Origin of the sequence: Brevundimonas sp., from assembly GCF_035627055.1 — a bacterium.
Classification (GTDB): domain Bacteria; phylum Pseudomonadota; class Alphaproteobacteria; order Caulobacterales; family Caulobacteraceae; genus Brevundimonas.
This window is the reverse complement of sequence record NZ_DASPMM010000005.1, coordinates 13,724-36,831: the sequence shown is the minus strand read 5'-3', so window position 1 is coordinate 36,831 and position 23,108 is coordinate 13,724. Positions and strand designations below refer to the sequence as shown.

The 23,108-nt window shown below is 68.6% G+C and carries 26 protein-coding genes; 15 read left to right on the top strand and 11 right to left on the bottom strand.

Translation table 11 applies throughout. The annotated features are described in order from the left end of the window. The first annotated feature begins 35 nt into the window (after positions 1-35). From VEA98_RS01750 to VEA98_RS01690, 13 genes are all read left to right on the top strand, one after another. A complete protein-coding gene (locus VEA98_RS01750; protein WP_324810555.1) occupies positions 36-3,791 on the top strand; it encodes a calcium-binding protein in 3,756 nt (1,251 codons plus the stop codon). A gap of 64 nt (positions 3,792-3,855) precedes the next feature. Continuing rightward, positions 3,856-5,196: a flagellar protein export ATPase FliI gene (gene fliI, locus VEA98_RS01745; RefSeq protein ID WP_324810703.1), complete on the top strand. Its 1,341-nt coding sequence runs from the start codon at positions 3,856-3,858 to the stop codon at positions 5,194-5,196. A gap of 13 nt (positions 5,197-5,209) precedes the next feature. Further along, positions 5,210-5,620 (top strand): flagellar export protein FliJ, encoded by a 411-nt coding sequence (locus VEA98_RS01740; protein ID WP_324810554.1) that lies wholly within the window; start codon positions 5,210-5,212, stop codon positions 5,618-5,620. Beyond that, a complete protein-coding gene (locus VEA98_RS01735; protein WP_324810552.1) occupies positions 5,610-6,713 on the top strand; it encodes an endo-1,4-beta-xylanase in 1,104 nt (367 codons plus the stop codon). Before VEA98_RS01740 ends, VEA98_RS01735 begins: the two co-directional genes overlap by 11 nt. Positions 6,714-6,957: 244 nt before the next feature. Beyond that, the gene (map, locus tag VEA98_RS01730; protein WP_324810550.1) at positions 6,958-7,779 is read left to right on the top strand and encodes a type I methionyl aminopeptidase; all 822 of its coding nucleotides are present in this window, start codon (positions 6,958-6,960) and stop codon (positions 7,777-7,779) included. A gap of 89 nt (positions 7,780-7,868) precedes the next feature. Beyond that, positions 7,869-8,642, top strand: a complete 774-nt coding sequence (gene radC, locus VEA98_RS01725; RefSeq protein WP_414642126.1) for a RadC family protein — start codon at positions 7,869-7,871, stop codon at positions 8,640-8,642. Further along, positions 8,639-9,628 carry a N(4)-(beta-N-acetylglucosaminyl)-L-asparaginase gene (locus VEA98_RS01720; RefSeq protein ID WP_324810548.1) on the top strand — a complete coding sequence of 330 codons (990 nt, stop codon included), beginning with the start codon at positions 8,639-8,641 and terminating at the stop codon, positions 9,626-9,628. Before radC ends, VEA98_RS01720 begins: the two co-directional genes overlap by 4 nt. Continuing rightward, on the top strand, positions 9,625-10,143 hold the full coding sequence (locus VEA98_RS01715; protein WP_324810546.1) for a GNAT family N-acetyltransferase: 519 nt from the start codon (positions 9,625-9,627) through the stop codon (positions 10,141-10,143). The genes VEA98_RS01720 and VEA98_RS01715 overlap by 4 nt, the downstream gene beginning before the upstream one ends. Positions 10,144-10,186: 43 nt before the next feature. Then, positions 10,187-10,657 (top strand): hypothetical protein, encoded by a 471-nt coding sequence (locus tag VEA98_RS01710; protein ID WP_324810544.1) that lies wholly within the window; start codon positions 10,187-10,189, stop codon positions 10,655-10,657. Between the two features lie 63 nt (positions 10,658-10,720). Further along, entirely contained in the window at positions 10,721-10,960 is a 240-nt protein-coding gene (locus VEA98_RS01705; RefSeq protein ID WP_324810541.1) for a BolA family transcriptional regulator, read from the top strand. 3 nt (positions 10,961-10,963) lie between these two features. Beyond that, the gene (locus VEA98_RS01700; RefSeq protein ID WP_324810540.1) at positions 10,964-11,881 is read left to right on the top strand and encodes an aldo/keto reductase; all 918 of its coding nucleotides are present in this window, start codon (positions 10,964-10,966) and stop codon (positions 11,879-11,881) included. 93 nt (positions 11,882-11,974) lie between these two features. Further along, entirely contained in the window at positions 11,975-12,331 is a 357-nt protein-coding gene (gene grxD / locus VEA98_RS01695; RefSeq protein ID WP_324810537.1) for a Grx4 family monothiol glutaredoxin, read from the top strand. Further along, complete coding sequence (locus VEA98_RS01690; RefSeq protein WP_324810535.1) at positions 12,331-12,759, top strand: acyl-CoA thioesterase; 429 nt, start codon at positions 12,331-12,333, stop codon at positions 12,757-12,759. Before grxD ends, VEA98_RS01690 begins: the two co-directional genes overlap by 1 nt. A gap of 6 nt (positions 12,760-12,765) precedes the next feature. On the opposite strand, the gene VEA98_RS01685 is transcribed toward VEA98_RS01690, so the two are convergent. Then, on the bottom strand, positions 12,766-13,155 hold the full coding sequence (locus tag VEA98_RS01685) for a hypothetical protein (protein ID WP_324810533.1): 390 nt from the start codon (positions 13,153-13,155) through the stop codon (positions 12,766-12,768). Between the two features lie 205 nt (positions 13,156-13,360). On the opposite strand from VEA98_RS01685, the gene VEA98_RS01680 reads away from it, so the two are divergent. Then, positions 13,361-14,185 carry a hypothetical protein gene (locus tag VEA98_RS01680; RefSeq protein ID WP_324810529.1) on the top strand — a complete coding sequence of 275 codons (825 nt, stop codon included), beginning with the start codon at positions 13,361-13,363 and terminating at the stop codon, positions 14,183-14,185. Between the two features lie 453 nt (positions 14,186-14,638). Here the strand turns inward: VEA98_RS01680 and rpsD are convergent, their stop codons facing one another. The 9 genes from rpsD to VEA98_RS01635 all read right to left on the bottom strand — a co-directional run bounded on the left by rpsD (position 14,639) and on the right by VEA98_RS01635 (position 21,343). Continuing rightward, the gene (gene rpsD / locus VEA98_RS01675) at positions 14,639-15,256 is read right to left on the bottom strand and encodes a 30S ribosomal protein S4 (protein WP_324810527.1); all 618 of its coding nucleotides are present in this window, start codon (positions 15,254-15,256) and stop codon (positions 14,639-14,641) included. A 148-nt stretch (positions 15,257-15,404) separates the two neighbouring features. Beyond that, positions 15,405-15,878, bottom strand: coding sequence for a hypothetical protein (locus VEA98_RS01670; protein WP_324810523.1), 474 nt, complete (start codon positions 15,876-15,878; stop codon positions 15,405-15,407). A gap of 53 nt (positions 15,879-15,931) precedes the next feature. Then, a complete protein-coding gene (locus tag VEA98_RS01665) occupies positions 15,932-16,855 on the bottom strand; it encodes an MBL fold metallo-hydrolase (RefSeq protein ID WP_324810521.1) in 924 nt (307 codons plus the stop codon). Positions 16,856-16,938: 83 nt separating this feature from the next. Next, positions 16,939-17,553, bottom strand: a complete 615-nt coding sequence (locus tag VEA98_RS01660) for a superoxide dismutase (RefSeq protein WP_324810517.1) — start codon at positions 17,551-17,553, stop codon at positions 16,939-16,941. A gap of 87 nt (positions 17,554-17,640) precedes the next feature. Next, a complete protein-coding gene (locus tag VEA98_RS01655; RefSeq protein WP_324810515.1) occupies positions 17,641-17,874 on the bottom strand; it encodes a hypothetical protein in 234 nt (77 codons plus the stop codon). A 19-nt stretch (positions 17,875-17,893) separates the two neighbouring features. Next, positions 17,894-18,871 carry a DUF4350 domain-containing protein gene (locus tag VEA98_RS01650; protein ID WP_324810513.1) on the bottom strand — a complete coding sequence of 326 codons (978 nt, stop codon included), beginning with the start codon at positions 18,869-18,871 and terminating at the stop codon, positions 17,894-17,896. Positions 18,872-18,913: 42 nt separating this feature from the next. After that, positions 18,914-19,747, bottom strand: coding sequence for an S-formylglutathione hydrolase (gene fghA, locus VEA98_RS01645; RefSeq protein WP_324810511.1), 834 nt, complete (start codon positions 19,745-19,747; stop codon positions 18,914-18,916). Between the two features lie 47 nt (positions 19,748-19,794). Beyond that, positions 19,795-20,178, bottom strand: a complete 384-nt coding sequence (locus tag VEA98_RS01640) for a VOC family protein (RefSeq protein ID WP_324810508.1) — start codon at positions 20,176-20,178, stop codon at positions 19,795-19,797. A 58-nt stretch (positions 20,179-20,236) separates the two neighbouring features. Beyond that, entirely contained in the window at positions 20,237-21,343 is a 1,107-nt protein-coding gene (locus VEA98_RS01635; RefSeq protein WP_324810505.1) for an S-(hydroxymethyl)glutathione dehydrogenase/class III alcohol dehydrogenase, read from the bottom strand. Between the two features lie 117 nt (positions 21,344-21,460). Here VEA98_RS01635 and VEA98_RS01630 point away from each other — a divergent pair, with 117 nt between their 5' ends. Then, complete coding sequence (locus VEA98_RS01630) at positions 21,461-22,171, top strand: NAD-dependent deacylase (protein ID WP_324810502.1); 711 nt, start codon at positions 21,461-21,463, stop codon at positions 22,169-22,171. A gap of 158 nt (positions 22,172-22,329) precedes the next feature. Here VEA98_RS01630 and VEA98_RS01625 read toward each other — a convergent pair whose 3' ends face one another. Continuing rightward, positions 22,330-23,103 carry an RNA methyltransferase gene (locus VEA98_RS01625; protein ID WP_324810500.1) on the bottom strand — a complete coding sequence of 258 codons (774 nt, stop codon included), beginning with the start codon at positions 23,101-23,103 and terminating at the stop codon, positions 22,330-22,332. Between the last annotated feature and the right edge of the window lie 5 nt (positions 23,104-23,108).

Below are 23,108 nucleotides of genomic sequence, written 5' to 3'. Positions count from 1 at the left end.
GACTGGTCTGCTGTTTCCAGCATGCGGGGGCGAGCGTGACCTACAACATTTCAACGACGCAAAGGCTGGCGCCGGGACAATCCTGGACCATCACCGACGGCATCGGGGTGAATTTCGTCTCGCCGGCCCCCGGCCAGTCGGTGGTGTCATTCAACAACGCCGGGACCATCCTTATCAACACCAGCAGCCCTTTTATCGTAGCGGGGATCAACTACGACTACGGCAGCCTCCACGAGGGCTCGGTGTTCACCAACGAGGCGACCGGCGTCATTCGGATAAACTCGACCGGCGGTCAGAACATGACCATCGGCTTCACGTCCGCTCAGGGATTCGGCGGGTGGAATGGCGATCTGGTCAATCACGGCGTCTTCGAAATCGTCGCTGCGCAGGACGCGCTGGGGGTCAGGACCTCCGACATGACCTTCGTCTTCACAAACACCAACCGCTTCACCGTCCGGTCTAGCCATGACGCTTGGGGCGTTCTGGCCAGCAATGGTGCGACGGTGACGAATTCCGGCTTGCTTGAGGTGACCGGATTCACGGCGGTCGGCGTGCGCGCTGAGCGCGAGGCCGAGATAACAAACAGCGGGACGATACGCGCCGTGGCTACCTCGGCGGAGGGCTGGAGCATCGGCATTGGCGTCAGCCACTCCGAACTGAAGGTCAGCCACATCGTCAATACCGGCCTGATCGAAGCCGAATACGCCATCCTTGATGAAACAGCTTGGTCTCCGCCCCAGGCAGCGGCGCAGGTGGTGACCAACTCCGGCCAGATTGTCGGCGTCGTCGATCTGGCGCGGGGCGATGACCAGCTGATCAACTCCGGCTCGATCACCGGCGAGGTATGGCTCGGCTATGGCGCGGACATCTACGACGGTCGCGGCGGAAGCCATCTGGGCGCCGTCCACGGGGGCTTCGGGGATGATGACCTGATCGGCGGCGACGCCGGCGATATCCTGTTCGGCGAGGACGGCGACGATCACCTCATCGGCGGCGGCGGCAACGACGTTCTTCAGGGCGGACGGGGGAACAACACAATCGACGCTGGGGCGGGGATCGACGTCCTGACTTACGCCAGCCTGACGATAGGCGTGGACCTCGACCTCGCCGCAGGCGTGGCCGCCGCCGCGGGGCAGGACCAGATCAGCGGCGTCGAGAACGTCCACGGCAGTCGTTGGGCCGACCGGCTGCGCGGCGACGCGGTCGGCAACCTGCTGTTCGGCGCCGACGGCGACGACACCATCGACGGTCGCGGCGGAGCCGATGAGCTCGTTGGCGGCCGGGGCGCCGACACGCTGTCAGGCGGCGCGGGCGCCGACACCTTCCGCTTTGGCCTGGGCGACGGCGCCGATGTGATCACGGATCTGACCTCCGCCGACACTCTCGTCATCCATGGCTACTCGGCCTGGCGCGAGATCGTGCAGTCCGGCGCGGACGTCCGTATTATTCTGTCCGACACGGACTCCATCCTCCTGCGCAACACCACCATCCCGGTGGTCTCCGCCCGCACGAGCTTCACCGCGTCAGCTCGGCCCGTCTATGAGACCGGGGGCGAAGCGCCGGCGTTGCTGGGTGAGACCCATGTCGAAATCCGGGGGCGATTCCATATCCTCGAAGGCGAGTCCGTCTCGTTCGACGGCACGGCCGGAACCCTGGCCCTCTACGGCATCCTCGAGCCGGGCGCCGGGGTCACGAACGGCGGCCTGATCACGGTCAATGCATCGAACAGCGCCGGTGGCGTAGGACTGTCGGGTTTCAACTTTGGCGGCGACTTCGACAATCTGGCGACGGGCGTGCTCAGGGTCGTCACCACTGGTCCCGAGGTCATGGCGGTCGGGGTGAGCAGCGAAGGCTTTGATTCCGCCGTCACCAACCATGGTCTGATCGACGTGCGCAGCACCTATTCGGCCGTGGGCCTGAACGGCCTGCAGATGGCCATGTCCCTGCTCAACACCGGGATCCTTCACGTCGAGAGCGCGGGCCGCGCCTGGGGCGCCAACCTCCACTACCACGGCTCCCTCGAGAACCACGGCCTGATCGAGGTCATCGGGTCCGGGGACGTGTTGGGAATTCGCAGCCTGACCTATTCCACCATCGTCAACCATGGAACGATCCGGGTCGAGGACCGGACCGGGGACTCCATCGGCATCCTGCTGAGGTCCGATGTCATTGAAATCACCAACACGGGGTTGATCGAGGCTGACATCGCGATCGACGCGCGGGGATACTCGTTCGAGGTCTCCCGCAGCTTCCTCGATAACTCGGGCGAAATCCGCGGTGTCGTCAGCCTCAGCAGTGGGGACGAGAAGGTTACGAACACCGGGCTGATCGACGGCGAGGTCAGGCTCAACGAAGGCGACGACCTTTACGACGGCAGCGCCGGCCGCCAGACCGGGCCGGTCCACGGCGGTTGGGGCCGCGACCTGCTGATCGGAGGGGCCGAAGCGGATCACCTGGTCGGCGACGACCATTCGGACACCCTAATCGGCGGGTTGGGAGACGACCTGCTTGACGGCGGCGAAGGCGATGACTTCGTCAGCTACGCCGGCCCGCGCTCGGCCTATTCTTGGACCGTCGATGGCGACACGATCACGATGACTGGCCCCGACGGCGTCGACACGCTTCAGGGCGTGGAACTTCTGCGCTTCTCGGATCAGCTCCTTTCCTTGACCGGTTACGGAATCCGCGAACGGGGCCTTGGCGGCGACGACGTCCTGACGGGCACGGAGCTGAACGACATTCTCGATGGCGGCCCGGTGCCCCATCTCTTGGAAATCCAGGGCTCGACGGACAATGGCGACGATCGCCTGTTCGGCTTCGGCGGCGACGATGTTCTCACCGGCGGAGGCCACGCCGACCACCTCGACGGGGGAGAGGGCGACGATCAATTGGATGGGGGCCTGGACAGCGACATCCTGCTTGGTGGGAGCGGCGACGATTTGCTGACGGGCGGGAGCCACTCGGACCATATCGATGGCGGTTCGGGAGTGGACACCGCGGTTTTCGCCGGTTCGCTGGCCGACTATCAGATCGTCACGGCCAACGGCGTCACCATCATCACCGGACCCGATCGACCGGACTCGTGGGATCCGACGATTATTCTGAACGCCACTGACTATCTCACCAGTGTCGAGCGCCTCCAATTTTCAGACCAGGTCCTTGTGCTGGGGGCCAGTCCGACGGTCGGAACTGACGGCGCGGACGTCATCGTCGGAGCGGGCGGGGCCGACGCTCTATCGGGCGGCGCCGGCGCCGATCGGTTGGAGGGTGGGGCCGGCAACGATGAACTCGAGGGCGGCCTCGGGAACGACTTCCTCGACGGCGGCCTCGGCTACGACACCGTTCGGGTGGAAGGGGCGATCGAAGACTACCGATTGCTGGTCAATGGCGACGGGTTCATTCTCAAGGGACCCGACGGTAGCGACCGCCTGATCGGGATTGAGACGATCCGTTTCAGCCAAGGCGGCGCAATCGACCTGGCGAGGCAATACGGCGGCGGCCACGACGCACTGGTGCTGCCTTCGCTGGCGGACAAGACACCCTCGTCCGGTCCCGTGACGCTTCCGCCGGACGACGGCTTCATCTCCCTGCCGGACACGAACGACCCCTTGATACTGCCAGGACTGCCGGATGACGGGCTCCAGCTCGACCTCTCCTTGATCAGGCCTCCGGAGCTGGAGCTGAAGCTGGCCGGCGATCACGCCTTGACCCTTGCCGGCGACCCCTTCCTGCACGCACCGGATCACCGCGGCAGCGGGTTCGGTTCCGGCGGTTACGATCTACTGGAATAAGGCTGCCTTCACCCCTCGTTAACCATGTCAGCGCATGCTTGAACGCCTGTTCCGGGGCTTTCACTTGCGCAATCTCGCCGCCGCCGTCGAAGCGATCGACCCGCTGGTCGTGACCGGCAAGGTCGCGGGCGTGAACGGCCTGCTGATCGAGTCGAAGGGCGGCCTGTCGCGCCTCGCCGTCGGGGCCCGGGCCGAGATCGAGCGCCGCCACCTGTCGCCCCTGCCCGCCGAGGTCGTCGGCTTCCGTGACGCCAAGGCCCTGCTGATGCCGTTCGGGCCGGTCGAGGGCGTGGCCCCCGGCGCCGACATCCGCATCGTCTCCGCCGCCGCCAGCGTCCGTCCGACCACCGCTTGGCTCGGTCGCATCATCGACGCCTTCGGCAATCCGATCGACGGCAAGGGCCCCCTGCCCTCCGGTCCGGCGGCCTACCCCCTGCGCGCCCCGCCCCCTCCGGCCCATTCGCGCGGCCGGGTCGGCGAGCGGCTGGACCTCGGCGTGCGCGCCATGGACGTCTTCACCACCACCTGCCGCGGCCAGCGCCTCGGCATCTTCGCCGGCTCCGGCGTCGGCAAGTCGGTGCTGCTGTCCATGCTGGCGCGCCAGGCCACCTGCGACGTCGTCGTGGTCGGCCTGATCGGCGAACGGGGCCGCGAGGTGCGCGAATTCATCGAGGAGACCCTCGGCGAGGAAGGCCTGCGCCGCGCCATCGTCGTCGTCGCCACCTCCGACGAACCGGCCCTCAAGCGCCGCCAGGCCGCCTACATGACCATGGCCATCGCCGAATTCCTGCGGGACCAGGACCTCGAGGTGCTGTGTCTGATGGACTCGGTCACCCGCTTCGCCATGGCCCAGCGCGAGATCGGCCTCGCCGCCGGCGAGCCGCCGACGACCAAGGGCTACACCCCGACCGTCTTCACCGAACTGCCCAAGCTGCTGGAGCGCGCCGGCCCCGGCCCGGTCCGGCCCGACGGCACCACCGCCGGCCCGATCACCGCCCTGTTCACCGTCCTCGTCGACGGCGGCGACCATGACGAGCCCATCGCCGACGCCGTGCGAGGCATCCTCGACGGCCACATCGTCATGGATCGCAAGATCGCCGAGCGCGGCCGCTTCCCGGCCATCGACGTGCTGAAGTCGGTCAGCCGCACCCTGCCCGGCTGCCAGACCCCGCCCGAGCGCGAGCTGAACCGCCGCGCCCGCCAGTGCCTGTCGGCGTACGCCAACATGGAAGAGCTGATCCGCATCGGCGCCTACCGCACCGGCGCCGACCCCATCGTCGACCGCGCCATCGCCCTGAATCCCGCGCTTGAGGCCTTCCTCGGACAGGATCACCATGACGTGACGCGGCTGGCTGATTCCTTTGACCGTCTGGAAACCATTCTCAATCAGGGAATGATGCAGTGACCGGAGACGCAGTATGACCGCCTGGGCCCAATCCCTGATCCGCATCTCCAACTACGAGGTCGAGACGCTGCAGAAGCGTCTGGCCGAGATCACCGCCCGCCGCGCCTCCGCCGAAATGCGCATCGCCGTGCTGGAGGCCGAGGCCGAGATCGAACAGGAACGCGCCCGCGAGGACGCCGAGGCCGGCCTGCTGCTGCAGGCCTATCTGAACGGCTGGAAACTGCGCAAATCCGCCGCCGAGGCCGATGTCGTCGAGATCAGCGCCGAAGAGGAAGGGGCCCGCGACGCCCTGACGGGCGCCTTCGAGGAACTGAAGAAGTTCGAGCACGTGGCCGAGACCACCCGTCTCAACCGCCTCATCGCCGCCGGCAAGCGCGAGACCGCCGCCTTCGACGAACTGGGCCTGAGGCGTCGTGCGGGCTGACCCGCCCCGCCTGAACCGCCGCGCCCTTCTCGCTGCGCCTATCGCGCTCGCCGCCTGCGACCGCTTCGCCGCCGCCCGCCCCGTTCCCGGCGCGCCCGCGCCGCCGCTGAAGTCGATCGCGCCTTTTCCGATCGGCGCCACCGGCATGACCGGGCAACTCGACCAGCCCGACTGGGTCGAACTGATGCTGCGCCACGGCTCCCAGCTGACCCCGGAGTGGGAGCAAAAGATGGAGCGGACCCTGGGGCCCGGCTTCAACCATGACTTCTCGGCCTCCGACCGCGTCGTCGCCTTCGCCCGCGACAACGGCCTGCGTGTCCACGGCCACACCCTGATCTGGTATTCGCAGGGGTCGGAGGTGTTCGACGACGCGACGGTTTCCCGCGCCCGCTTCGCCGCCGAGTACGACCGCTACGTCTCGACCTTCGTCGGCCGCTATCGCGGGAAAATGGCCGGCTGGGACGTGGTCAACGAGCCGGTCGCCGAGGACGGCGACGGCCTGCGCGACTGTCACTGGAGCCGCGCCCTCGGCATGGAAGGCTACATGATCCGCGCCTTCGAACAGGCCCATGCGGCGGATCCCGACGCGGTGCTGTTCCTCAACGAATACAATCTCGAGAACATCCCGGCCAAGGGGGCCGCCTTCCTCCGCCTGGTCGAGCGCCTGCTGAAGCTCGGCGCGCCCGTCGGCGGCATCGGAAACCAGTCCCACCTCGACATTGAAATCCCGGCCGGGCGCATCACCGCCTTCATGCGCGACGCAGCCTCGCTCGGCCTGCCGATCCACGTCTCGGAGCTCGACTTCCCGCTGCAGCGCGACGGCGGCCGGATGCCCGATCTGCGCTCGACGGCCGAACGCCGGGCCCAGCAGGTCGCCCGCGTCGGCGAACTGGCCGAGGCCTTCATGGCCCTGCCCGGCCGCCAGCGTTACGCCTTCACCACCTGGGGCCTGCGCGACACCGACAGCTGGCTCCTGCGCGAGGATGGCAAGAACCGGCGGGACGAAAGTCCTCTCCTCCTCGACGCCGCAGGTCGCCCCAACCCGGCCTGGCAGGCCGTCGCCGACGCCTTCAGCGGCCGCGCCGGCGCCTAGTCGGTGCTGGCCGGGACGCCGGCCATCTCCCGGCACGTCGATCCCAGCGCCGTCGGGAACCGCGCTATCGTAAATCAGGTTGGTGTCCTGCGTCGGCCGCAGCGCCTCGTGGCCGACAATCAGCCGAGAGGGTTCGCTCATGGCTCTACGCTCGACTGTCGCTCGCCTGCGGTCATCGTAACGCCTTGAGCTTGTGTGCTATGATGGCCATCTGAACGCCGCTCCGACCCACTGAAAGCCCCCGATGTACGAGACCCCCGAGCTGGACAGCGACGCCTTCGTCCGCACCCACGAAATCCGCGTCCATGACGCCGAGGCTTTCGAGGGCATGCGCAAGGCCGGCCGGCTGGTCGCCGAGGCTCTCGACATGATCACCCCCTATGTGGTCCCCGGCGTCACCACAGGCGAAATCGACGATCGCATCCGCGAGTTCACCCTGGACCACGGCGCCCTGCCCGCCTGCCTCGGCTACAAGGGCTACGAGAAGACCGTCTGCACCTCGATCAATCACGTCGTCTGCCACGGCATTCCCGGCGACAAGGTTCTGAAAGAGGGCGACATCGTGAACATCGACCACACCGTCATCGTCGATGGCTGGCACGGCGACTCCAGCCGCATGTATGCGGTCGGAACCGTCAACGCCCGCGCCCGAAAGCTGATCGATGTCACCTATGACTCGCTCGAGGCCGGCCTCGCCGTGATCAAGCCGGGCGCCACGTTCGGCGACATCGGCTACGCCATCCAGCAGGTGGTCGAGGCCAACCGCATGTCGGTCGTGCGCGACTTCTGCGGCCACGGCATCGGCCGTATCTTCCACGACAGCCCCAACGTCCTGCATTACGGCCGCCGCGGTGAGGGCGCGACGTTGCGCACCGGCATGTTCTTTACCGTCGAGCCGATGGTGAACCTGGGCAAGCCGCACGTGAAGGTGCTGTCCGACGGCTGGACCGCCGTCACCCGCGACAAGTCCCTGTCGTCGCAGTGCGAACACTCCGTCGGCGTCACCGAGACCGGCGTCGAACTGTTCACCGCCAGCCCGGCCGGCCTGTTCCGTCCGAAATTCTGACGGTTTGAACGCCGCTCCGGGGCCTTGCGCCACCGAACTGGACGTTCCCGGTCTGTTCTGACATGGTGGCGGCTCACCCGGAGGCCGCCGTGTCCTCAGTGCTGCCCTTCCCGACCCCGACGGCGCGACACGGCGCGCCTTCCGCCGACGTCGTCCCGATCCGGAGCGCGGGCGTGTCCGGCCACCGCGAGCGTCTGCGCGACCGCGCCCGCAGCGCCGGCCTTCATCATCTTCCCGACTACGAACTGCTCGAACTCTTCCTGTTCCGCAGCCAGCCCCAAGGCGACGTCAAGCCGATCGCCAAGGCCCTGCTGGCCCGCTTCGGCTCGCTGGCGGCGGTCCTGGCCGCCTCCGTCGAGGACCTGATGACCGTCAGGACCGAGGACGCCCGCGGGCGCGCCAAGGCCGTCGGCGCGGAGACGGCTCTCGACCTCTGCGCCCTGCACGAGGTCGCCCGCCGCGTGACCCTGGAGGAAGCGGCCAAACGCCCCGTCATATCGTCGTGGACGGCCCTGCTGGCCTACGTCCGCCTGTCGCTCCAGCACGAGCCGCGCGAGCAGTTCCGGGTTCTCTATCTCGACAACCGAAACCAGCTGATCCTCGACGAAATCCAGAATCGCGGCACCGTCGACCATGCCCCGGTCTATCCGCGCGAGGTCGTGCGCCGGGCGCTGGAGCTGTCGGCCAAGTCGATGATCATCGTCCACAACCACCCGTCCGGCGACCCGACGCCCTCCCGTCCCGACATCGAGATGACCCGCCAGATCATCGAGGCCGCCCGCGCCCTCGAACTCTCGGTGCATGACCACCTGATAGTCGGCCGCGACGGCGTGGCCAGTTTCAAGCAGCTGGGGTTGATGTGACCGGGCCTTCGCGCCGGACCGTTCTGGGCGCAGCCCCGGTCGCCGCCCTGGCGACGGCCGCCCCTGCCCAGGGGACCGCGCCCGCCGTGATGGTCTCCACCTGGGACTTCGGCGCGGCGGCCAACGCCGCCGGCCTGGCGGCGCGCGCCAACGGCGGCTCCGCGCTCGACATGGTCGAGGCCGGCGGCCGCGTGGCCGAGGCGGACGAGAGCAATTCGTCGGTCGGCCTTGGCGGGCTGCCCGACCGGGACGGCCGGGTGACGCTCGACGCCTGCGTCATGACCTGGGCGGGCGACATCGGCGCCGTCTGCGCGCTCGAGGACGTGGTCCACGCCGTCTCCGTCGCCCGTCGCTTGATGGAGCGGACGCCGCACACCATGCTGGTCGGCCCGGGCGCGCGCACCTTCGCCGTCGATCAGGGCTTCGAGACTCGCAACCTGCTGACGCCCCGGGCCGAGGCGGCTTGGCGGGGGTGGCTGAAGACCGCCGACTATGCGCCCCGCATCAACAGCGAAAACGCCGACTGGAACGGCGGCGCGGCCAATCACGACACCATCGGCCTGCTCGCCATCGACGCCGCCGACCGCATGGCCGGCGCCTGCACCACCTCCGGCATGGCCTTCAAGATGCGCGGCCGTGTCGGGGACAGCCCGATCATCGGGGCCGGCCTCTATGTCGACGACGAGGTCGGCGGCGCGACCGCCACCGGCGTCGGCGAGGACGTCGTCCGCGTCTCCGGCGCCCACGCGGTGGTCGAGGCCATGCGCGCCGGGCTGGACCCGACCGCCGCCTGCCGCCGCGTGATCGAACGCCTCGCCCGCCTGCGCGGGACCAGGGTGGCCGCTTCGCAGGTCGCCCTGCTGGCGCTCGACAAGCAGGGCCGGGCCGGCGGCTTTGCGCTCCAGCCCGGCTTCACCTACGCCGTCACCGACGCGAGCGGCCAGACCCGCATCGAGCGCGCCGGAGCCTTGTTCGAGACGACATGACCAGCACCCTGATCACCGAACGCCTGACCCTCACCCCGGTGGCCGTATCTGACTACGAGGATCTGCGCGTCCTGTGGGCAGATCCGGCGTTCGTCCGCCACATCTTCCCCGAGCCCCTCACCGGCGAGGATGTCTGGTTCCGCCTGCTCCGCGACATCGGCCACTGGGAGGCGCTCGGCCACGGCAACTGGACCATCCGGTTGAAAGATGCCGGCGAGCACGTCGGCAGCGTCGGCATCCTGGACTTCCGGCGGGTGCTGGAGCCCGCCTTCGACGCCCCCGAGCTCGGCTGGGGTCTCCATCCCCGCTTCCAGGGCAAGGGTTTGGCGTTCGAAGCCCTCTCGGCGGCCCTGGCCTGGTGCGACGATACGCTGAACGCCCCCCGCACCGTCTGCATGATCTCGCCCGACAACAGCCCCTCGATCGCCCTGGCCCGTCGCGCCGGCTATGCGCCCTATGTGGACGCGACCTACAAGGGCGAGGCGGTGACCCTGTTCGAGCGCACTTCCGCCTGAACCGCGGTTCGACCCATCTGTTTGAAGCGATGGAGAGGCCCCCATGACCGCCCCTGACTACCTCGCCTGGTTCCGCGCCTACGCCGACGCCTACACCCGTTCGCTGGGCGACGAGGTCGACGTCGACGCGATCCGGAGCTTCTTCGCCGAAACCGTCCTCGGGCTAGGCGTCGATGGCTCGCTCAATCCGGCCAACATCGCCGATTCCGCCTTCGCCGAGGGCCTCGTTCGGATGTACGGCTTCGCCAGGGCCGTCGGCACGCGCCGCATGATCGTGGAGCGCATCGAGGCCTCGCCGCTCTACGAGAACCATGATCGGGTCCAGGTCTTCTACAGCGCGGACCTTGAGAAGTCGGATGGAAGCGCCCTCACGATCCGGTTCGACCTGGTCTATCTGGTCCAGCGGCGACGGACGGGCCCCGCCATCTTCGCCTTCATCGCTGGCGACGAAATGGCCCTGTATCGCCAGCACGGCCTCATCGGCGACGACGGACAGCCTCTGCCGCGCGCGTAGCCAGCCATTAAGGTTTACAGGGCATTCTGGCTGGCGAAATTCGTGAGAGAACCGGCCCGTCCCATGCCCATGCCCGTCGAAGAGCTTCACGGCCATCTGGCCGAAGCCTTTCCCGACGCCGAGATCGTCATCGACGATCTGGCCGGCGACGGCGATCATTATCGCGCCCGCATCATCTCCTCGGCCTTCACTGGCCTGCCCCGCGTCCGCCAGCACCAGCTCGTCTATGCGGCGCTGAAGGGCAAGATGGGCGGCGAACTGCACGCGCTGGCGCTCGAAACTTCGGCGCCGGCAGGAGACTGAACCATGCGCTACCGTCCCTTCGGACAGGCCGGCCAGGCGGTTTCGGCGCTCACGCTGAGCCTCGGCCCCCGTGACATCGCCCAGGGCCCGGAGGCCGGGCGAGAGCTGATCTATTCGGCGCTGGAAGCCGGCATCAACAGCTATCGGCTGGAAACGGCCGACCCGGTGCTCGCGGAAATCCTCGGCCAGGCGCTGAAACACGTCGACCGCAAACTGGTCCAGGTCGCCCTCACCCTGGGCGCCGGCGACGGCCGCCGGGGTTCCGACCGCGACTTCTCGGCCGAGGGCATCACCTCCGCCATCGACCGCGCCTTGAGCATCTCCGGCCTCGGCTGGTTCGATCTGGCCATCCTGGACGAGCCGGCCGAGCACGAACTGCCGCAATCGACCCTCGGCGCACTCAAGGCCCTGCGCGCCACCGAGCGCGTGCGGCTTCTCGGCATCTCGGGCGAGGGCGAGGTGATGGACACCTATGTCTCCACCGGCGCTTTCGACCTGCTGGCCACGCCCTTCCATGTCAATTCGCAGTGGCAGATCCGCGCCCGCCTGCGCGCCGCCCGCGAAGCCGACATGGCCATCTTCGTCTACGACTACTTCCCCGAGAGCCTCGACACCGCCAAGAAAGCGGCCACGGCGCACCAGCCGAAGAAGGGCCTGTTCGGCTTCGGCGGCGGCAAGTCGAAAGCCAATCCGCTGGCTCACGCCGGCACCTTCGCCTTCCTGCACCGCACCAACAACTGGCCGGCCGAGGCCATCTGCCTGGCCTACGCCCTGACCGACCCGTCCGTTTCCAGCGTTTTGATCCGCGCCAGCGACGCCGAGCGGCTGAACATGCTCACCCTCGTGCCCGACCGCGACATGCCGCCCGGCCTGGCCGCCCAGATCGAAATGGCCCGCGTCGCCGGGGCCAAGGCGGCCTGACGTCCGTTCCGCCGTCGACCTGGGACCTTCCGGCGCCTTGACCCCGTCCCCGTGGGCGCCTAGCTGACGGCCTTCACCGAAAGGCCAGTACCAGTGACCGATCAAGCCGTCGCCAATCCCGTCCACGCCTTCATCGCCGACACGGTGAAGCAGCACGACGTCGTCCTGTTCATGAAGGGCACGCCGGACGCGCCGCGCTGCGGCTTCTCTTCGCTGGCGGTGCAGATCCTCGACCACGTCGGCGCGCCCTTCGTCGGCGTCGACGTGCTCCAGGACGAGGCTCTCCGGGACGGCATCAAGACCTTCAGCGACTGGCCGACCATTCCCCAGCTCTACGTGAAGGGTGAGTTCGTCGGCGGCTCCGACATTGTCCGCGAGATGTTCAACGGCGGCGAGCTCCAGACCCTGCTCAGCGACAAGGGCGTGTCTCTCGGCGACGCCGACGCCTGATGGCGAGGGCCCAGCTCGAGCCCCGGGCCGACCGCGAGATCTTCGTCGTCCCGCTGGAGGTCCGGCCCGAGCACATCGACGACAACGGCCACGTCAACAACGTCGTCTACGTCGGCTGGCTGCAGGACGCCGGCACGGCCCACTGGAACGCCCGCTTCGAGGCCGAAACCCGCGCCCGCTGGTCGTGGGTCGCCGTCCGCCATGAGATCGATTATTTTCGCCCGCTGCCGCCCGACGCCGTCGGGGTGAAGGCCCGCACCTGGGTCGGCGATCCGCAGGGGCCGCGCTTCAACCGCTACGTTCGCATCGAGGACGCCGAGGGCCGGCTCTGCGCCCAAGGAGTCTCCGAATGGGTTCTGGTCGACTCGGCCACCATGCGGCCGCACCGCATCCCGGCCGACATGCTGCCGAAATTCGAGATCCGCTGAGCGCCGTCAGCCGCGCGGCAGCTGGTAGGGGTTCTCGACCGAGACGCGGCTGCCTGGCGCGAGCCCCATCTCCTGGAATGTCCAGCGCATCTCCACGCCCTCGGCGCGCGGTTCCAGGCAACGGTCTTCCTTGAGCCGCCGCAGGGTGATGACGGCGCTGCCGCCGGTCCGGCGCACCACGGGCGTGAGGTCGGCCTTCTCGGTGCAGCCGTTCGAGCTGACCCAGAACACCGCCTGGTCCTGAACGATGGCGGCGGCGTGCACCGCCTCGACCTGTCCGGGCGCCTCGGCCACGAGGGGCTCGTCCCGGTGGCCGGTGATCCGATCGACCAGGGCGCAGGCCGACATCGCCGGCGCGAACGCCAGAACCGCGGCCATTGCGGCGACCCGTCTCATGTCAGCCTCCTGCCGAACCCTGAACGGCCGGAAAATGCGCCTGTTCGCCTCCCAAGGGAACCCCGGAACGGCGGGGAAGCGATTGTTCGGCAAGGGGCGGCCCGGCCAACGGCCCGTGAACAGCGCCGCCCGCTATTGCCACCGGGCGCCCAGCGGCTAATCTATCGCCGGTCCGCCAACAGGCGTGGGCGAAACGGCGGCGACAATGGCCGATGAGGAGCCACCCCGACGCCGCACGCGGACCCCGAGGCCCGAACCGGGGCCGCCGACGCCCGCGCGCAAGGACGAGGTCAAGACCGCCGGCTGGCGCATCACCGAAGCGGGTGCTGCGGTAGCGGCCTTCCTGCTCTCCCTGAGCATCTTTCTGCTCGGCGCCTTTCAGTCGATCCGGGGCGCCGAGATCGTCCTCCTGCCGCCGCAGACCGTGCTTCTGTATCGGGACGCGCCGACGCCGGACAGCGACGTTCTGATGCTGGCCATGGAGACGGGCATGATCAACACCGCCCGGGCGGACTACGGCGACGTGGCGGTCCAGGCCTATGCGGAATCGGCGGGCGACGTGGCCGCGGTCGCGCGGTTTCCCTATGACGCCTCGGTTGAACCGGTGCAGCACCCTGTCGGGGAAGAACGGACGTCCGACTGCCCCATCGACGCGCGATGTGTGTCCGCCACAGGCCTGAAGCCGCCAAAAGCGGGACGGCTGGGCCTGGTGGTGATCGAGCGACGGCCGGAGTTGTTGAGCGTGCCCGGCGGGTCTTCGCATTCCACCTGGCTGGCCTTCTCCTTCGCCAATTGTCGTGGCCAGTCCGAGGCTTGCGATCGCTACTCGAGCTTCACCGATGCGCTTCAACAGTTGCGTGTCGCGCCTGAGCTGTCCTTTCGCGTAACGCTGGACTTTCACTCGGACGGGCGTAAGACATTTCTCTGCGCCTTCGACAACGACGCCGTCGGCAGCCGTGAGGCGTTTCTGGATTTTCTGGAGGAGCGAGGATGGGCTACTTTAAGGTGTCGCCGGGAGTTGCGATCATAAGCCTCGGCCTGCTGGCGCTCGCCGGCTGCCAGAACGCCGACCGGACCGAGAAACGCGCCGGCCTTTGGCCGCCTACCCAGTCCGAAATCGTCATCTGCCCCGGCGATCGGCGATGCGGTCAGGAGGCCTCTGACCCCGATCGCGCCGCGACCTGCCGGGTCAATCAGACCCGCCTCAAGTTCAAGTGCGGCGAACAGGACCTTCCCTGTCCGGGGGCGGGCTGCCCCACCGGCGAGCCGGGTCTTCCCGATCAGAAATGCTGGATCAGCGAGACCTTCGTCGACGTGCGCTGCCCGAGTTCGCCGACAGCGGCTTCGGCCCCTGACGACGCGGCGCCGGCGCCCTCGGAGCCGGCCGCACCTCCGGCCGGGTAATCCGCGTCACCGGGACCTGGGCCTACGAAAAAGGGCCCCGGAGAAATCCGGGGCCCTTCTTTCGTTCAGCGCCTGCCGATCAGGACGAATAGTATTCCACGACCAGGTTCGGCTCCATCTTCACCGGGAACGGCACGTCGGCCAGTTCCGGGACGCGGACGTAGCGGACCGAGAAGCCGCGGTCGCCCAGCTCGAGGTAATCCGGCACGTCGCGCTCCGACGACTGCTGGGCTTCGAGCACCAGCGCCATGGCGCGGGACTTTTCCTTGACCTCGATGACCTGGCCCGGCTTGACCCGGTACGAGGCGATGTCGACCTTCTTGCCGTCGACGGTCACGTGGCCGTGGTTGACGAACTGGCGCGCGGCCCACGGGGTCGGCACGAATTTGGCGCGGTAGACGATGGCGTCCAGGCGCGATTCCAGCAGGCCGATCAGGTTCTCCGAGCTGTTGCCCTTGCGGCGCGCGGCTTCCTGATAGGTGGCCGAGAACTGCTTCTCGGTGATGTTGGCGTAGTAGCCCTTCAGCTTCTGCTTGGCCTTCAGCTGCAGGCCGAAGTCCGAGACTTTCGACTTGCGGCGCTGGCCGTGCTGGCCGGGGCCGTAGGACCGCTTGTTGACCGGGGATTTCGAACGGCCCCAGAGGTTTTCACCCATGGCCCGGTCGAGCTTGTACTTGGCGCTGTGGCGCTTGGACATAAAGTCACTCTCTATATGATGCGGCCCGGTCCCTCCCCAACTGGAGGGACGATCTCAACGGCGGTCCACGCATCGTCCGTAGTGGATCACGCAACGCGGCGAGCCGGTGGCGTGAAGGCGGGGCTTATGGCGACAGAAGGCCGTCAGGTCAAGGCTCGCCGGCCAGAAGGTCGTTCAGGAACGCGCCCTCCGGATGCAGAAAGATGCTTTCGATCCGCCACAGCCCTTCGTGGCAGCCCAGATGCAGGCGGCGATACACCGCCTCGCCTTCGGCGTTGGTGAACCCCAGGCCCATGACGATGTCATCGACGCCGCTGCGGTTCAGGCTGTAGAGGCTGGTGTCTCTCACCGCGTCCATGGAGCCGCCGCCGCTCAGCCAGTCGGGACCCAGCCTTGGCGCCTCGCCCCGCTCCGGCCGCCGCTGCTCATCGCCGAGGGCCGAGGCCAGCGGCTCGGCGAAGAAGCGAACCGACGGCTGGCCATCGGCCGCCACGCTCCCGACCATGCCGTTGACGACTGCATAGGCCGCCCGGTCGATGTCCAGCAGGCCGACGACGCCGCACTCCGGGCCGGAGGCGGGAGCGACGGTCAGGGCCGTGGCGAAGAGGATGGCGATATCCATTGCGTCATTGTCCCCGACGCACGGCTGCGGTCCAGCGACGAAACCCTACGGCTTCAGTCTTCGGGCGCCCAGACGAAGCCGTCGTCGCGGCGCTGGAAGCGGCCCAGCCCCGGGAACGGGAAATGGACTCCATAGACGCGCAGATCCCCGGAGGCGCCCCGCGACAGCAGTCCCTGGCGTGAGCGGACGCCGGCGGCGGCGTCGCTGTCCCAGCCGTTGACCAGCTCGGGCGCCTGCACCGAGATCACCGGGCTGTGCATCGCGTCGCCGATATAGAGCAGCCGCTCGTCGCCCGAGACGATCTCGTACCCCGTGTGCCCCGGCGTATGGCCCGCCAGCGCCACCGCCTGGATCGACGGCGTCACCTGCGCGCCGGGCTGGAACGTCTCGACCTTCGGCGTCATGGCGGCCAGCAAGGGCCCGGCTCCCGCATCGGCCGCACCGGCCCTGGCGAACGCCCATTCCGCCTCACTCATGCGGATCGTCGCGTTGGGAAAGGTCAGTGCGCCGTCCTTGCCGGCCAGCCCGCCGACATGGTCGCCGTGGGCATGCGAGATCAGCACGTCCGTCACCTGCCCCGGCTCGACGCCCGCGGCCCGCAACGAGGCCAGCAGCTTGCCCTCCGTGCCCATCTGCCCGCCGGCGCCGGTGTCGATCAGCACCACACGGTCGGCGTCCCGGACCAGCAGCGGCTGGATCGACAGGTGGACCTGACCGTCCGCGCCCAGCAGCCGCGATACCTCGGCCGTGTCGCTCCACGGGCTCATCTCGCGGTCCGCCGCCGCAAAGCTCATCTCGCCGTCCTTCAGCGCCACGGCCTGAATCTGTCCGATGCGGAAGGCGTGGATGTCGGGATGGGACAGGACCGCGGGCGGGGTCGGCGCGGCCTTCTGTGTTTCAGGCTCCGGAGAACAGGCTGCAGCGCCCATCGCGGCGAGGATCAGGCTGGCGGCGGCAAGACGGGCGTAGAAGGTCATCGTCGGCTCCGGTTGAGGTCCGTGGCTACGCTTACTTGGGAGCCGCGACGCCCGGCGCCACCGCACCGGGCGTCTTTTCCGCCTCAGGCTGTCGCGGCCGCGAACAGCGCGTTGGCCTTGTTCCAGTTCACCACCGTCCAGAACGCCTTCAGGTAGTCGGCCCGGCGGTTCTGGTACTTCAGGTAATAGGCGTGCTCCCAGACGTCTGCGGCCAGCACCACGGCGCCCTTCTCGTCGGCGACATCCATCAGCGGATTGTCCTGGTTCGGGGTCGAGGTGACCTTCAGCTTGCCGTCCTGCACGATCAGCCAGGCCCAGCCCGAACCGAACTGCCCCGCGCCGGCGGCGTTGAACGCCTCCTTGAACTTGTCCATGCCGCCCAGATCGCGGTCGATGGCGGCGGCCAGTTCCGCCGACGGCTCGCCGGTCTGGCCCTGCGGCGCCAGCAGCTCCCAGAACAGGCTGTGGTTCCAGTGACCGCCGCCGTTGTTGCGCACGGCCTTGGGCAGCTTCGACATATTGGCGAACAGCTCCTCCAGCGACTTGCCCTGCAACGAGCTGTCGCCGGCGATCGCCTTGTTCAGATTGTCGACATAGGCCTGGTGGTGCTTGTCGTGGTGGAACTCCATCGTCGCCTTGTCGATGGCCGGCTCCAGCGCGTCATAGGCATACGGGAGGGGCGGAAGCGTGAAAGCCATGGGACGGCTCCTTTCGACAGGTTTCGGGGAGCCCTCATCTAGGCGCCCTCGCCCGAAACCCAAGCCGAAGTCGCCGAAATCGGTGCCTTATGCCGCGGGCAGATTGGCCTTCAGGCAGTCGCGCACCGCCCGCCGCAGGTCGCCCGAGGCGGAGACGAAATCCACCCCCTCAGCCTCGAACACCGCGCGGGTCGCGGCGTCCAGGCCGTTTGGCAGCGCCGCCAGCACCCGCTTCTCCCCCTTGGGGTGCAGGCAGAAGCCGACCTCCCGGCACAGGGCGGCGAACATCTCGTCGTGGGCGGAGCTGGAAGCGTCGGTCATGCGCCTGCCTACCACGCCTTCAGGGCAGAAGTCCGCTCAGCCAGTGCAGGATGTTCAGCCCGAACCGCGCGTTGCCGGGCGCAGCGTTCATGCCGAAGCGCCGATCGGCCTGGCCGCTCTCCGGCGGAAAGCGGATCAGCTGGGCGGACAGCATGCCCGCCTCGCCCAGCACCACGACCCGTCCGCGGCCGTGGTCAAACGCCAGCCCCTGCGCGGGCAGCGCGGGCGTCGACAACTCCGCCACGGCCTCGGCCGCCCCGGCGCCGGTCTCTCCCGCCTGTTCCAGCCGATCGGCCAGCGCCTGCAGCGTCGGCAGGTCCCGCGCCTCGCGCGCGCCGTCGGTCATATACAGCAGCACCGTCGCGCCTTCCGGCCCTTCCAGCGACTGGCCGGTGAAGGCGGTCACGCTCTCCACCCGCTCCGAGGCGTCGCGCCCGGCGAAGATCGGATGTTCCCCGAACGCCTCGGCCGGATAGGTCAGATTGGTCGTCAGGTTGAGCTCGTCCGGCATCGCGAAGGCGTAGCCCGTGCCCATCTTCACCCCGAACCGCGCCGCCAACGCCGCCGCCGCCGCGCCGAACGGCGTGTGGTCGGCGATCAGCAGCAGCTTGCCGCCCTCCCGAACCCAAGCCTCCAGCGCCGCCCCTTCGGCCTCGGTGAAGGCCGGCGGCGTCGGCTGTTCGCTGGTCGCGCCGGCATTGGCGATGACAAGCACGTCCACCCCCTCCAGCCCGCCGGCGTCGAACGGCTGCGTCCCGGCCTGCACCCGATAGCCGTCGGTCCGCAGCAGGGCCGCAAACGGCGCGTACTGCCCCTCCAGCCGGTGAAAATTCAGGTGCGCCTCGTCGATGACCACCACCGGCCCCTGCCCCTCGGCCCAGGCCGGGTTCTGAACCGTCGGCCGGAAGTCCGGATCGACCATCTGCTGCTGCGCCTGCGCGGGCGCGGCGGCGAGCATCAGGGCCAGCAGCCCGGCGGCGAATGCGGCGCGTCTCATGGCTTCCCCTCCATAGGTCCGAGCCAACCTACCACGCCGCGCTCAGTCCTTCAGCCGCGCCGCATGGAAGGCCACATGGTCGGCGATGAAGCTGGCCATGAAGAAATACGAGTGGTCGTACCCCGGCTGCATCCGCTGCGTCACCCTCTGCCCCGCGGCGCCCGCCGCCGCCGTCAGCAGCTCCGGCTTCAGCTGCTCGGCCAGAAACGGATCGGCGTCGCCCTGGTCGATCAGGATGTCGTCGTAGCAGCCGCCGCCGACGCCGCTCTCGATCAGCCGCGCCGCGTCATGCTCCGCCCACGCCGCCCGATCCTCGCCCAGATAGGCCGTGAACGCCTTCTCGCCCCACGCACACCGCGTCGGCGAGGCGATCGGCGCGAAGGCCGACACCGACCGGAACAGGTGCGGATGCCGCAAGGCCAGCGTCAGCGCCCCATGCCCGCCCATCGAATGGCCGGAGATCGCGCGCGCCTTCGTGGTCGGGAATTCCCCGTCGACCAGCCCGATCAGTTCCTCGACGACATAGCGCTCCATGCGGAAGTGCGACGCCCACGGCGCCTGCGTCGCATCCACATAGAACCCCGCCCCCTGTCCCAGATCATAGGCGTCATCGTCGGCCACCCCCTCGCCGCGCGGCGAGGTGTCCGGCGCGACGATAATCAGGCCATGCTCCGTCGCCGCGCGATAGGCCCCGGCCTTGGTGGTGAAATTATCCTCGGTGCAGGTCAGCCCCGACAGCCAGATCAGCACCGGGAACGGCCCCTCGCCCGGCGGGACGAAGACCGACAGCGTCATCGGCGTGCCGGTGGTCCTGCTGTCGTGCCTCAGATAGCGGAGCGTTCCGCCGTGGACGGCGTGGGTCTTCAGGGTTTCCATGCCCGACCTCTACCGCTCTCCTTGTCAGGCCGGAAGCCGCGCAGCGGCTATCCGGGACGGTGCAACGCGCAGATCTTGTTGCCGGCCGGATCGCGCAGATAGGCCAGGTACAGCTTTCCGAACGGGCCTTCGCGGAGGCCGGGCGGATCCTCGATCGCCCGGCCGCCCGCCGCGACGCCCGCTGCATGGAAGGCCTCGACCAGCTCCGGCGTCCTGGCCGCGAAACCCAGCGTGCCGCCGTTGGCGTGGCAGGCCGGCTGGCCGTCGATCGGCTTGCCGACGGCAAAGGCCCCGCGCGCCGTCCGCCACCAGTAGCGCCCTTTGGGGTCCGGCCCGCTGGCCGGCTCGATCCCCAGCGCCCCCAGCGCCGCATCATAGAACCGACGCGACGCCTCGACATCGTCGGCGCCCAGGGTGATGTGGGTGAACATGGCTTCCCTCCTGCTGCTCAGACAGTTTTCTAAAACAACTGTCCCGTCTGCGCAAGCCTCAGAACACCACCACGCTTCTGATGCTCTCACCCGCATGCATCAGGTCGAAGGCCTCGTTGATCCGCTCCAGCGGCAGGGTGTGGGTGATCATCGGGTCGATCTCGATCTTCCCGTCCATGTACCAGTCCACCACCTTGGGCGTATCCGTCCGGCCCCGCGCCCCGCCGAAGGCCGAACCGCGCCACACCCGGCCCGTGACCAGCTGGAACGGCCGCGTCGCGATCTCCTTGCCGGCCTCGGCCACGCCGATGATCACGCTCTCGCCCCAGCCGCGGTGGCAGGCCTCCAGCGCCTGGCGCATCACCACCGTGTTGCCGGTGCAGTCGAAGGTGTAGTCCGCCCCGCCCCCGGTCAGCTCGACCAGATGCGCCACCACGTCCGGCGCCTCCTTCGGATTGACGAAATGCGTCATGCCGAAGCGGCGGCCCCACTCTTCCTTCGACGGATTGATATCGACGCCGACGATCATGTCGGCCCCGACCATCTTCAGCCCCTGGATGACGTTCAGCCCGATGCCGCCGAGCCCGAACACGACGCAGTTGGCCCCCGGCTCCACCTTGGCCGTATTGACCACCGCACCGACGCCCGTGGTCACGCCGCAGCCGACGTAGCAGGCCTTGTCGAACGGCGCGTCCTTGCGGATCTTCGCCACCGCGATCTCGGGCAGCACCGTGTAGTTCGAGAAGGTCGAGCAGCCCATGTAGTGGGCGATCGCCTGCCCCTTGTAGGAAAACCGCGAGGTCCCGTCGGGCATCAGCCCCTTGCCCTGCGTCGCCCGGATGGCGGTGCACAGATTGGTCTTGCGGCTCAGGCAAGACTTACACTGGCGGCACTCCGGCGTGTACAGCGGGATCACATGGTCCCCGACGGCCACCGAGGTCACCCCCGGCCCCACCTCGACCACCACCCCCGCGCCTTCGTGGCCCAGGATCGACGGGAAGATGCCCTCGCTGTCCAGCCCGTCCAGCGTATAGGCGTCGGTGTGGCAGATGCCGGTGGCCTTGATCTCGACCAGCACCTCCCCGGCGCGCGGCCCCTCCAGATCGACCTCGACGATCTCCAGCGGACGTTTGGCCTCAAAGGCGACGGCGGCGCGGGTTTTCATGGGCGGGTCTCCAGTCGTTCCGCGGGACTCTGCGGGAAGTGTCAGTGATAGTGCTGGTGAGCAATCGGCGGCCAACCGCTCACTAGCACTGTCACTGACACTCTTCATCTCCCCGGAATGATCCACCACAACCTCGTCATCCTCACCGGCTCCGGCATCTCCGCCGAGTCCGGCGTCCCGACCTTCCGCGCCGCCGACGGCCTGTGGATGGGTCACCGCGTCGAGGACGTCGCCACGCCCGAGGCCTTCGCCCGCGACCCGGCCCTGGTGCAGGACTTCTACAACCGCCGCCGCCGCCAGCTGGCCGAGGTCCGCCCCAACGCCGCCCACCGCGCCCTCGCCGAGCTTGCCGCGCGGTGGGACGGCGAGCTCCTGCTGGTCACCCAGAACGTCGACGACCTGCACGACCGCGCCCATGCCGGAACGCCGCCCGCCGCCGGCTTCGACCTGGTCCACATGCACGGCGAACTGCTCAAGGCCCAATGCACCGCCACCGGCCGCGTCTGCGACTGGCCGGGCGATCTCGAGCCGGACCAGCCCTCGCCCTTCCACCCGGACGGCCGCCTGCGTCCGCACATCGTCTGGTTCGGCGAGACGCCCCTGCACATGGGCCGCATCGAACGGGCCCTCGCCCGCTGCGACCTGTTCGTTTCCATCGGCACCTCGGGCTCCGTCTGGCCCGCCTCCGGCTTCGTCCAGTCGGCCAACCGCGCCGGCGCCCGCACCGTCGAGCTCAACCTCGAGCCATCGCTGGGCAGCAGTCTGTTCGACGAAACGCACCACGGCCCGGCGACGGAGCTAGTCCCGGCGTTCTGCGCCGATCTGTGAATGCACCACCACTACCGTCATCCTCGGGCTTGACCCGAGGATCAGACCGTCCGGTGCTGCGTCGGATGATGATGGAGCGCCGTCCCGGGGCCGTCCCGGCCGCACAGCTCGCCCCGACCTCTGATCCTCGGGTCAAGCCCGAGGATGACGGGTGAAAACTATGAGTCCGCCGCCTTCTTCGCCGCCAGCTTGGCCAGCACCCGTCCCCGCCCCTTGGCCAGAGCGTGGATCACCCCCCGGAACGTCGCCACCTCCTGCTCCGAAAAGGCCGCCCGCCCCAGCATGACCCGCAGGTTCTGGCTCATCGACCGCTTCTTCTCGGGCGGATGGAAGAAGCCGCCCTCGTCGAGCTCCTTCTCCAGATGCTCGTACATGCCGACCAGCAGCTCGTTCGACGCCGGCGGATCGCCCTCCCGGAACCGCGGCGGCGGCGCGTCGAGGATCAGCGTCCGCCACTCATAGGCGTTGATCGCCACCGCCTGCGCCAGGTTCAACGAATGATGCTTCGGATCGATCGGGATGGTGACGATGCCCTGTGTCAGGGCGATATCGGTGGTCTCCAGCCCCGCCCGTTCGCCGCCGAACAGCAGCCCCACCGTCAGGCCCGAGGCCCGGTCGTCGTACAGCAGACGCGCCGACTCGCGCGGCGTCCGCACCGGCATCCGCGTCTCGCGCGGCCGGGCCGTGGTCGAAAAGACGGTGTTCAGGTCGGCGATGGCCTCCGCCACGCTGTCGAACACCTTGACCCCGTCCAGCACCCAGTCGGCCCCCGAGGCCGTGGCCCACGCCCGGTCCTGCGGCCAGCCGTCGCGCGGGCTGACCAGCCTCAGCTCGGACAGGCCGAAATTGGCCATCACCCGCGCCACCGCGCCGATGTTGTCGGCCAGCTGGGCCTTGTCGAGGATGACGACGGGGGGCGCGGGCTCGCTCAAAGTCC

What these genes read in the sequence shown, in the direction of transcription:
- VEA98_RS01660 (WP_324810517.1), bottom strand. Translation starts at nt 17,553, where the DNA reads ATGGCTTTCACGCTTCCGCCCCTCCCGTATGCCTATGACGCGCTGGAG.
- VEA98_RS01710 (WP_324810544.1), top strand. Translation starts at nt 10,187, where the DNA reads ATGACCGCCCCTGACTACCTCGCCTGGTTCCGCGCCTACGCCGACGCC.
- VEA98_RS01640 (WP_324810508.1), bottom strand. Translation starts at nt 20,178, where the DNA reads ATGTTCACCCACATCACCCTGGGCGCCGACGATGTCGAGGCGTCGCGT.
- VEA98_RS01665 (WP_324810521.1), bottom strand. Translation starts at nt 16,855, where the DNA reads ATGACCTTCTACGCCCGTCTTGCCGCCGCCAGCCTGATCCTCGCCGCG.
- VEA98_RS01740 (WP_324810554.1), top strand. Translation starts at nt 5,210, where the DNA reads ATGACCGCCTGGGCCCAATCCCTGATCCGCATCTCCAACTACGAGGTC.
- VEA98_RS01685 (WP_324810533.1), bottom strand. Translation starts at nt 13,155, where the DNA reads ATGAGACGGGTCGCCGCAATGGCCGCGGTTCTGGCGTTCGCGCCGGCG.
- map (WP_324810550.1), top strand. Translation starts at nt 6,958, where the DNA reads ATGTACGAGACCCCCGAGCTGGACAGCGACGCCTTCGTCCGCACCCAC.
- VEA98_RS01690 (WP_324810535.1), top strand. Translation starts at nt 12,331, where the DNA reads ATGGCGAGGGCCCAGCTCGAGCCCCGGGCCGACCGCGAGATCTTCGTC.
- fghA (WP_324810511.1), bottom strand. Translation starts at nt 19,747, where the DNA reads ATGGAAACCCTGAAGACCCACGCCGTCCACGGCGGAACGCTCCGCTAT.
- VEA98_RS01655 (WP_324810515.1), bottom strand. Translation starts at nt 17,874, where the DNA reads ATGACCGACGCTTCCAGCTCCGCCCACGACGAGATGTTCGCCGCCCTG.
- VEA98_RS01635 (WP_324810505.1), bottom strand. Translation starts at nt 21,343, where the DNA reads ATGAAAACCCGCGCCGCCGTCGCCTTTGAGGCCAAACGTCCGCTGGAG.
- VEA98_RS01715 (WP_324810546.1), top strand. Translation starts at nt 9,625, where the DNA reads ATGACCAGCACCCTGATCACCGAACGCCTGACCCTCACCCCGGTGGCC.
- VEA98_RS01630 (WP_324810502.1), top strand. Translation starts at nt 21,461, where the DNA reads ATGATCCACCACAACCTCGTCATCCTCACCGGCTCCGGCATCTCCGCC.
- VEA98_RS01705 (WP_324810541.1), top strand. Translation starts at nt 10,721, where the DNA reads ATGCCCATGCCCGTCGAAGAGCTTCACGGCCATCTGGCCGAAGCCTTT.
- VEA98_RS01700 (WP_324810540.1), top strand. Translation starts at nt 10,964, where the DNA reads ATGCGCTACCGTCCCTTCGGACAGGCCGGCCAGGCGGTTTCGGCGCTC.
- VEA98_RS01680 (WP_324810529.1), top strand. Translation starts at nt 13,361, where the DNA reads ATGGCCGATGAGGAGCCACCCCGACGCCGCACGCGGACCCCGAGGCCC.
- VEA98_RS01670 (WP_324810523.1), bottom strand. Translation starts at nt 15,878, where the DNA reads ATGGATATCGCCATCCTCTTCGCCACGGCCCTGACCGTCGCTCCCGCC.
- rpsD (WP_324810527.1), bottom strand. Translation starts at nt 15,256, where the DNA reads ATGTCCAAGCGCCACAGCGCCAAGTACAAGCTCGACCGGGCCATGGGT.
- VEA98_RS01650 (WP_324810513.1), bottom strand. Translation starts at nt 18,871, where the DNA reads ATGAGACGCGCCGCATTCGCCGCCGGGCTGCTGGCCCTGATGCTCGCC.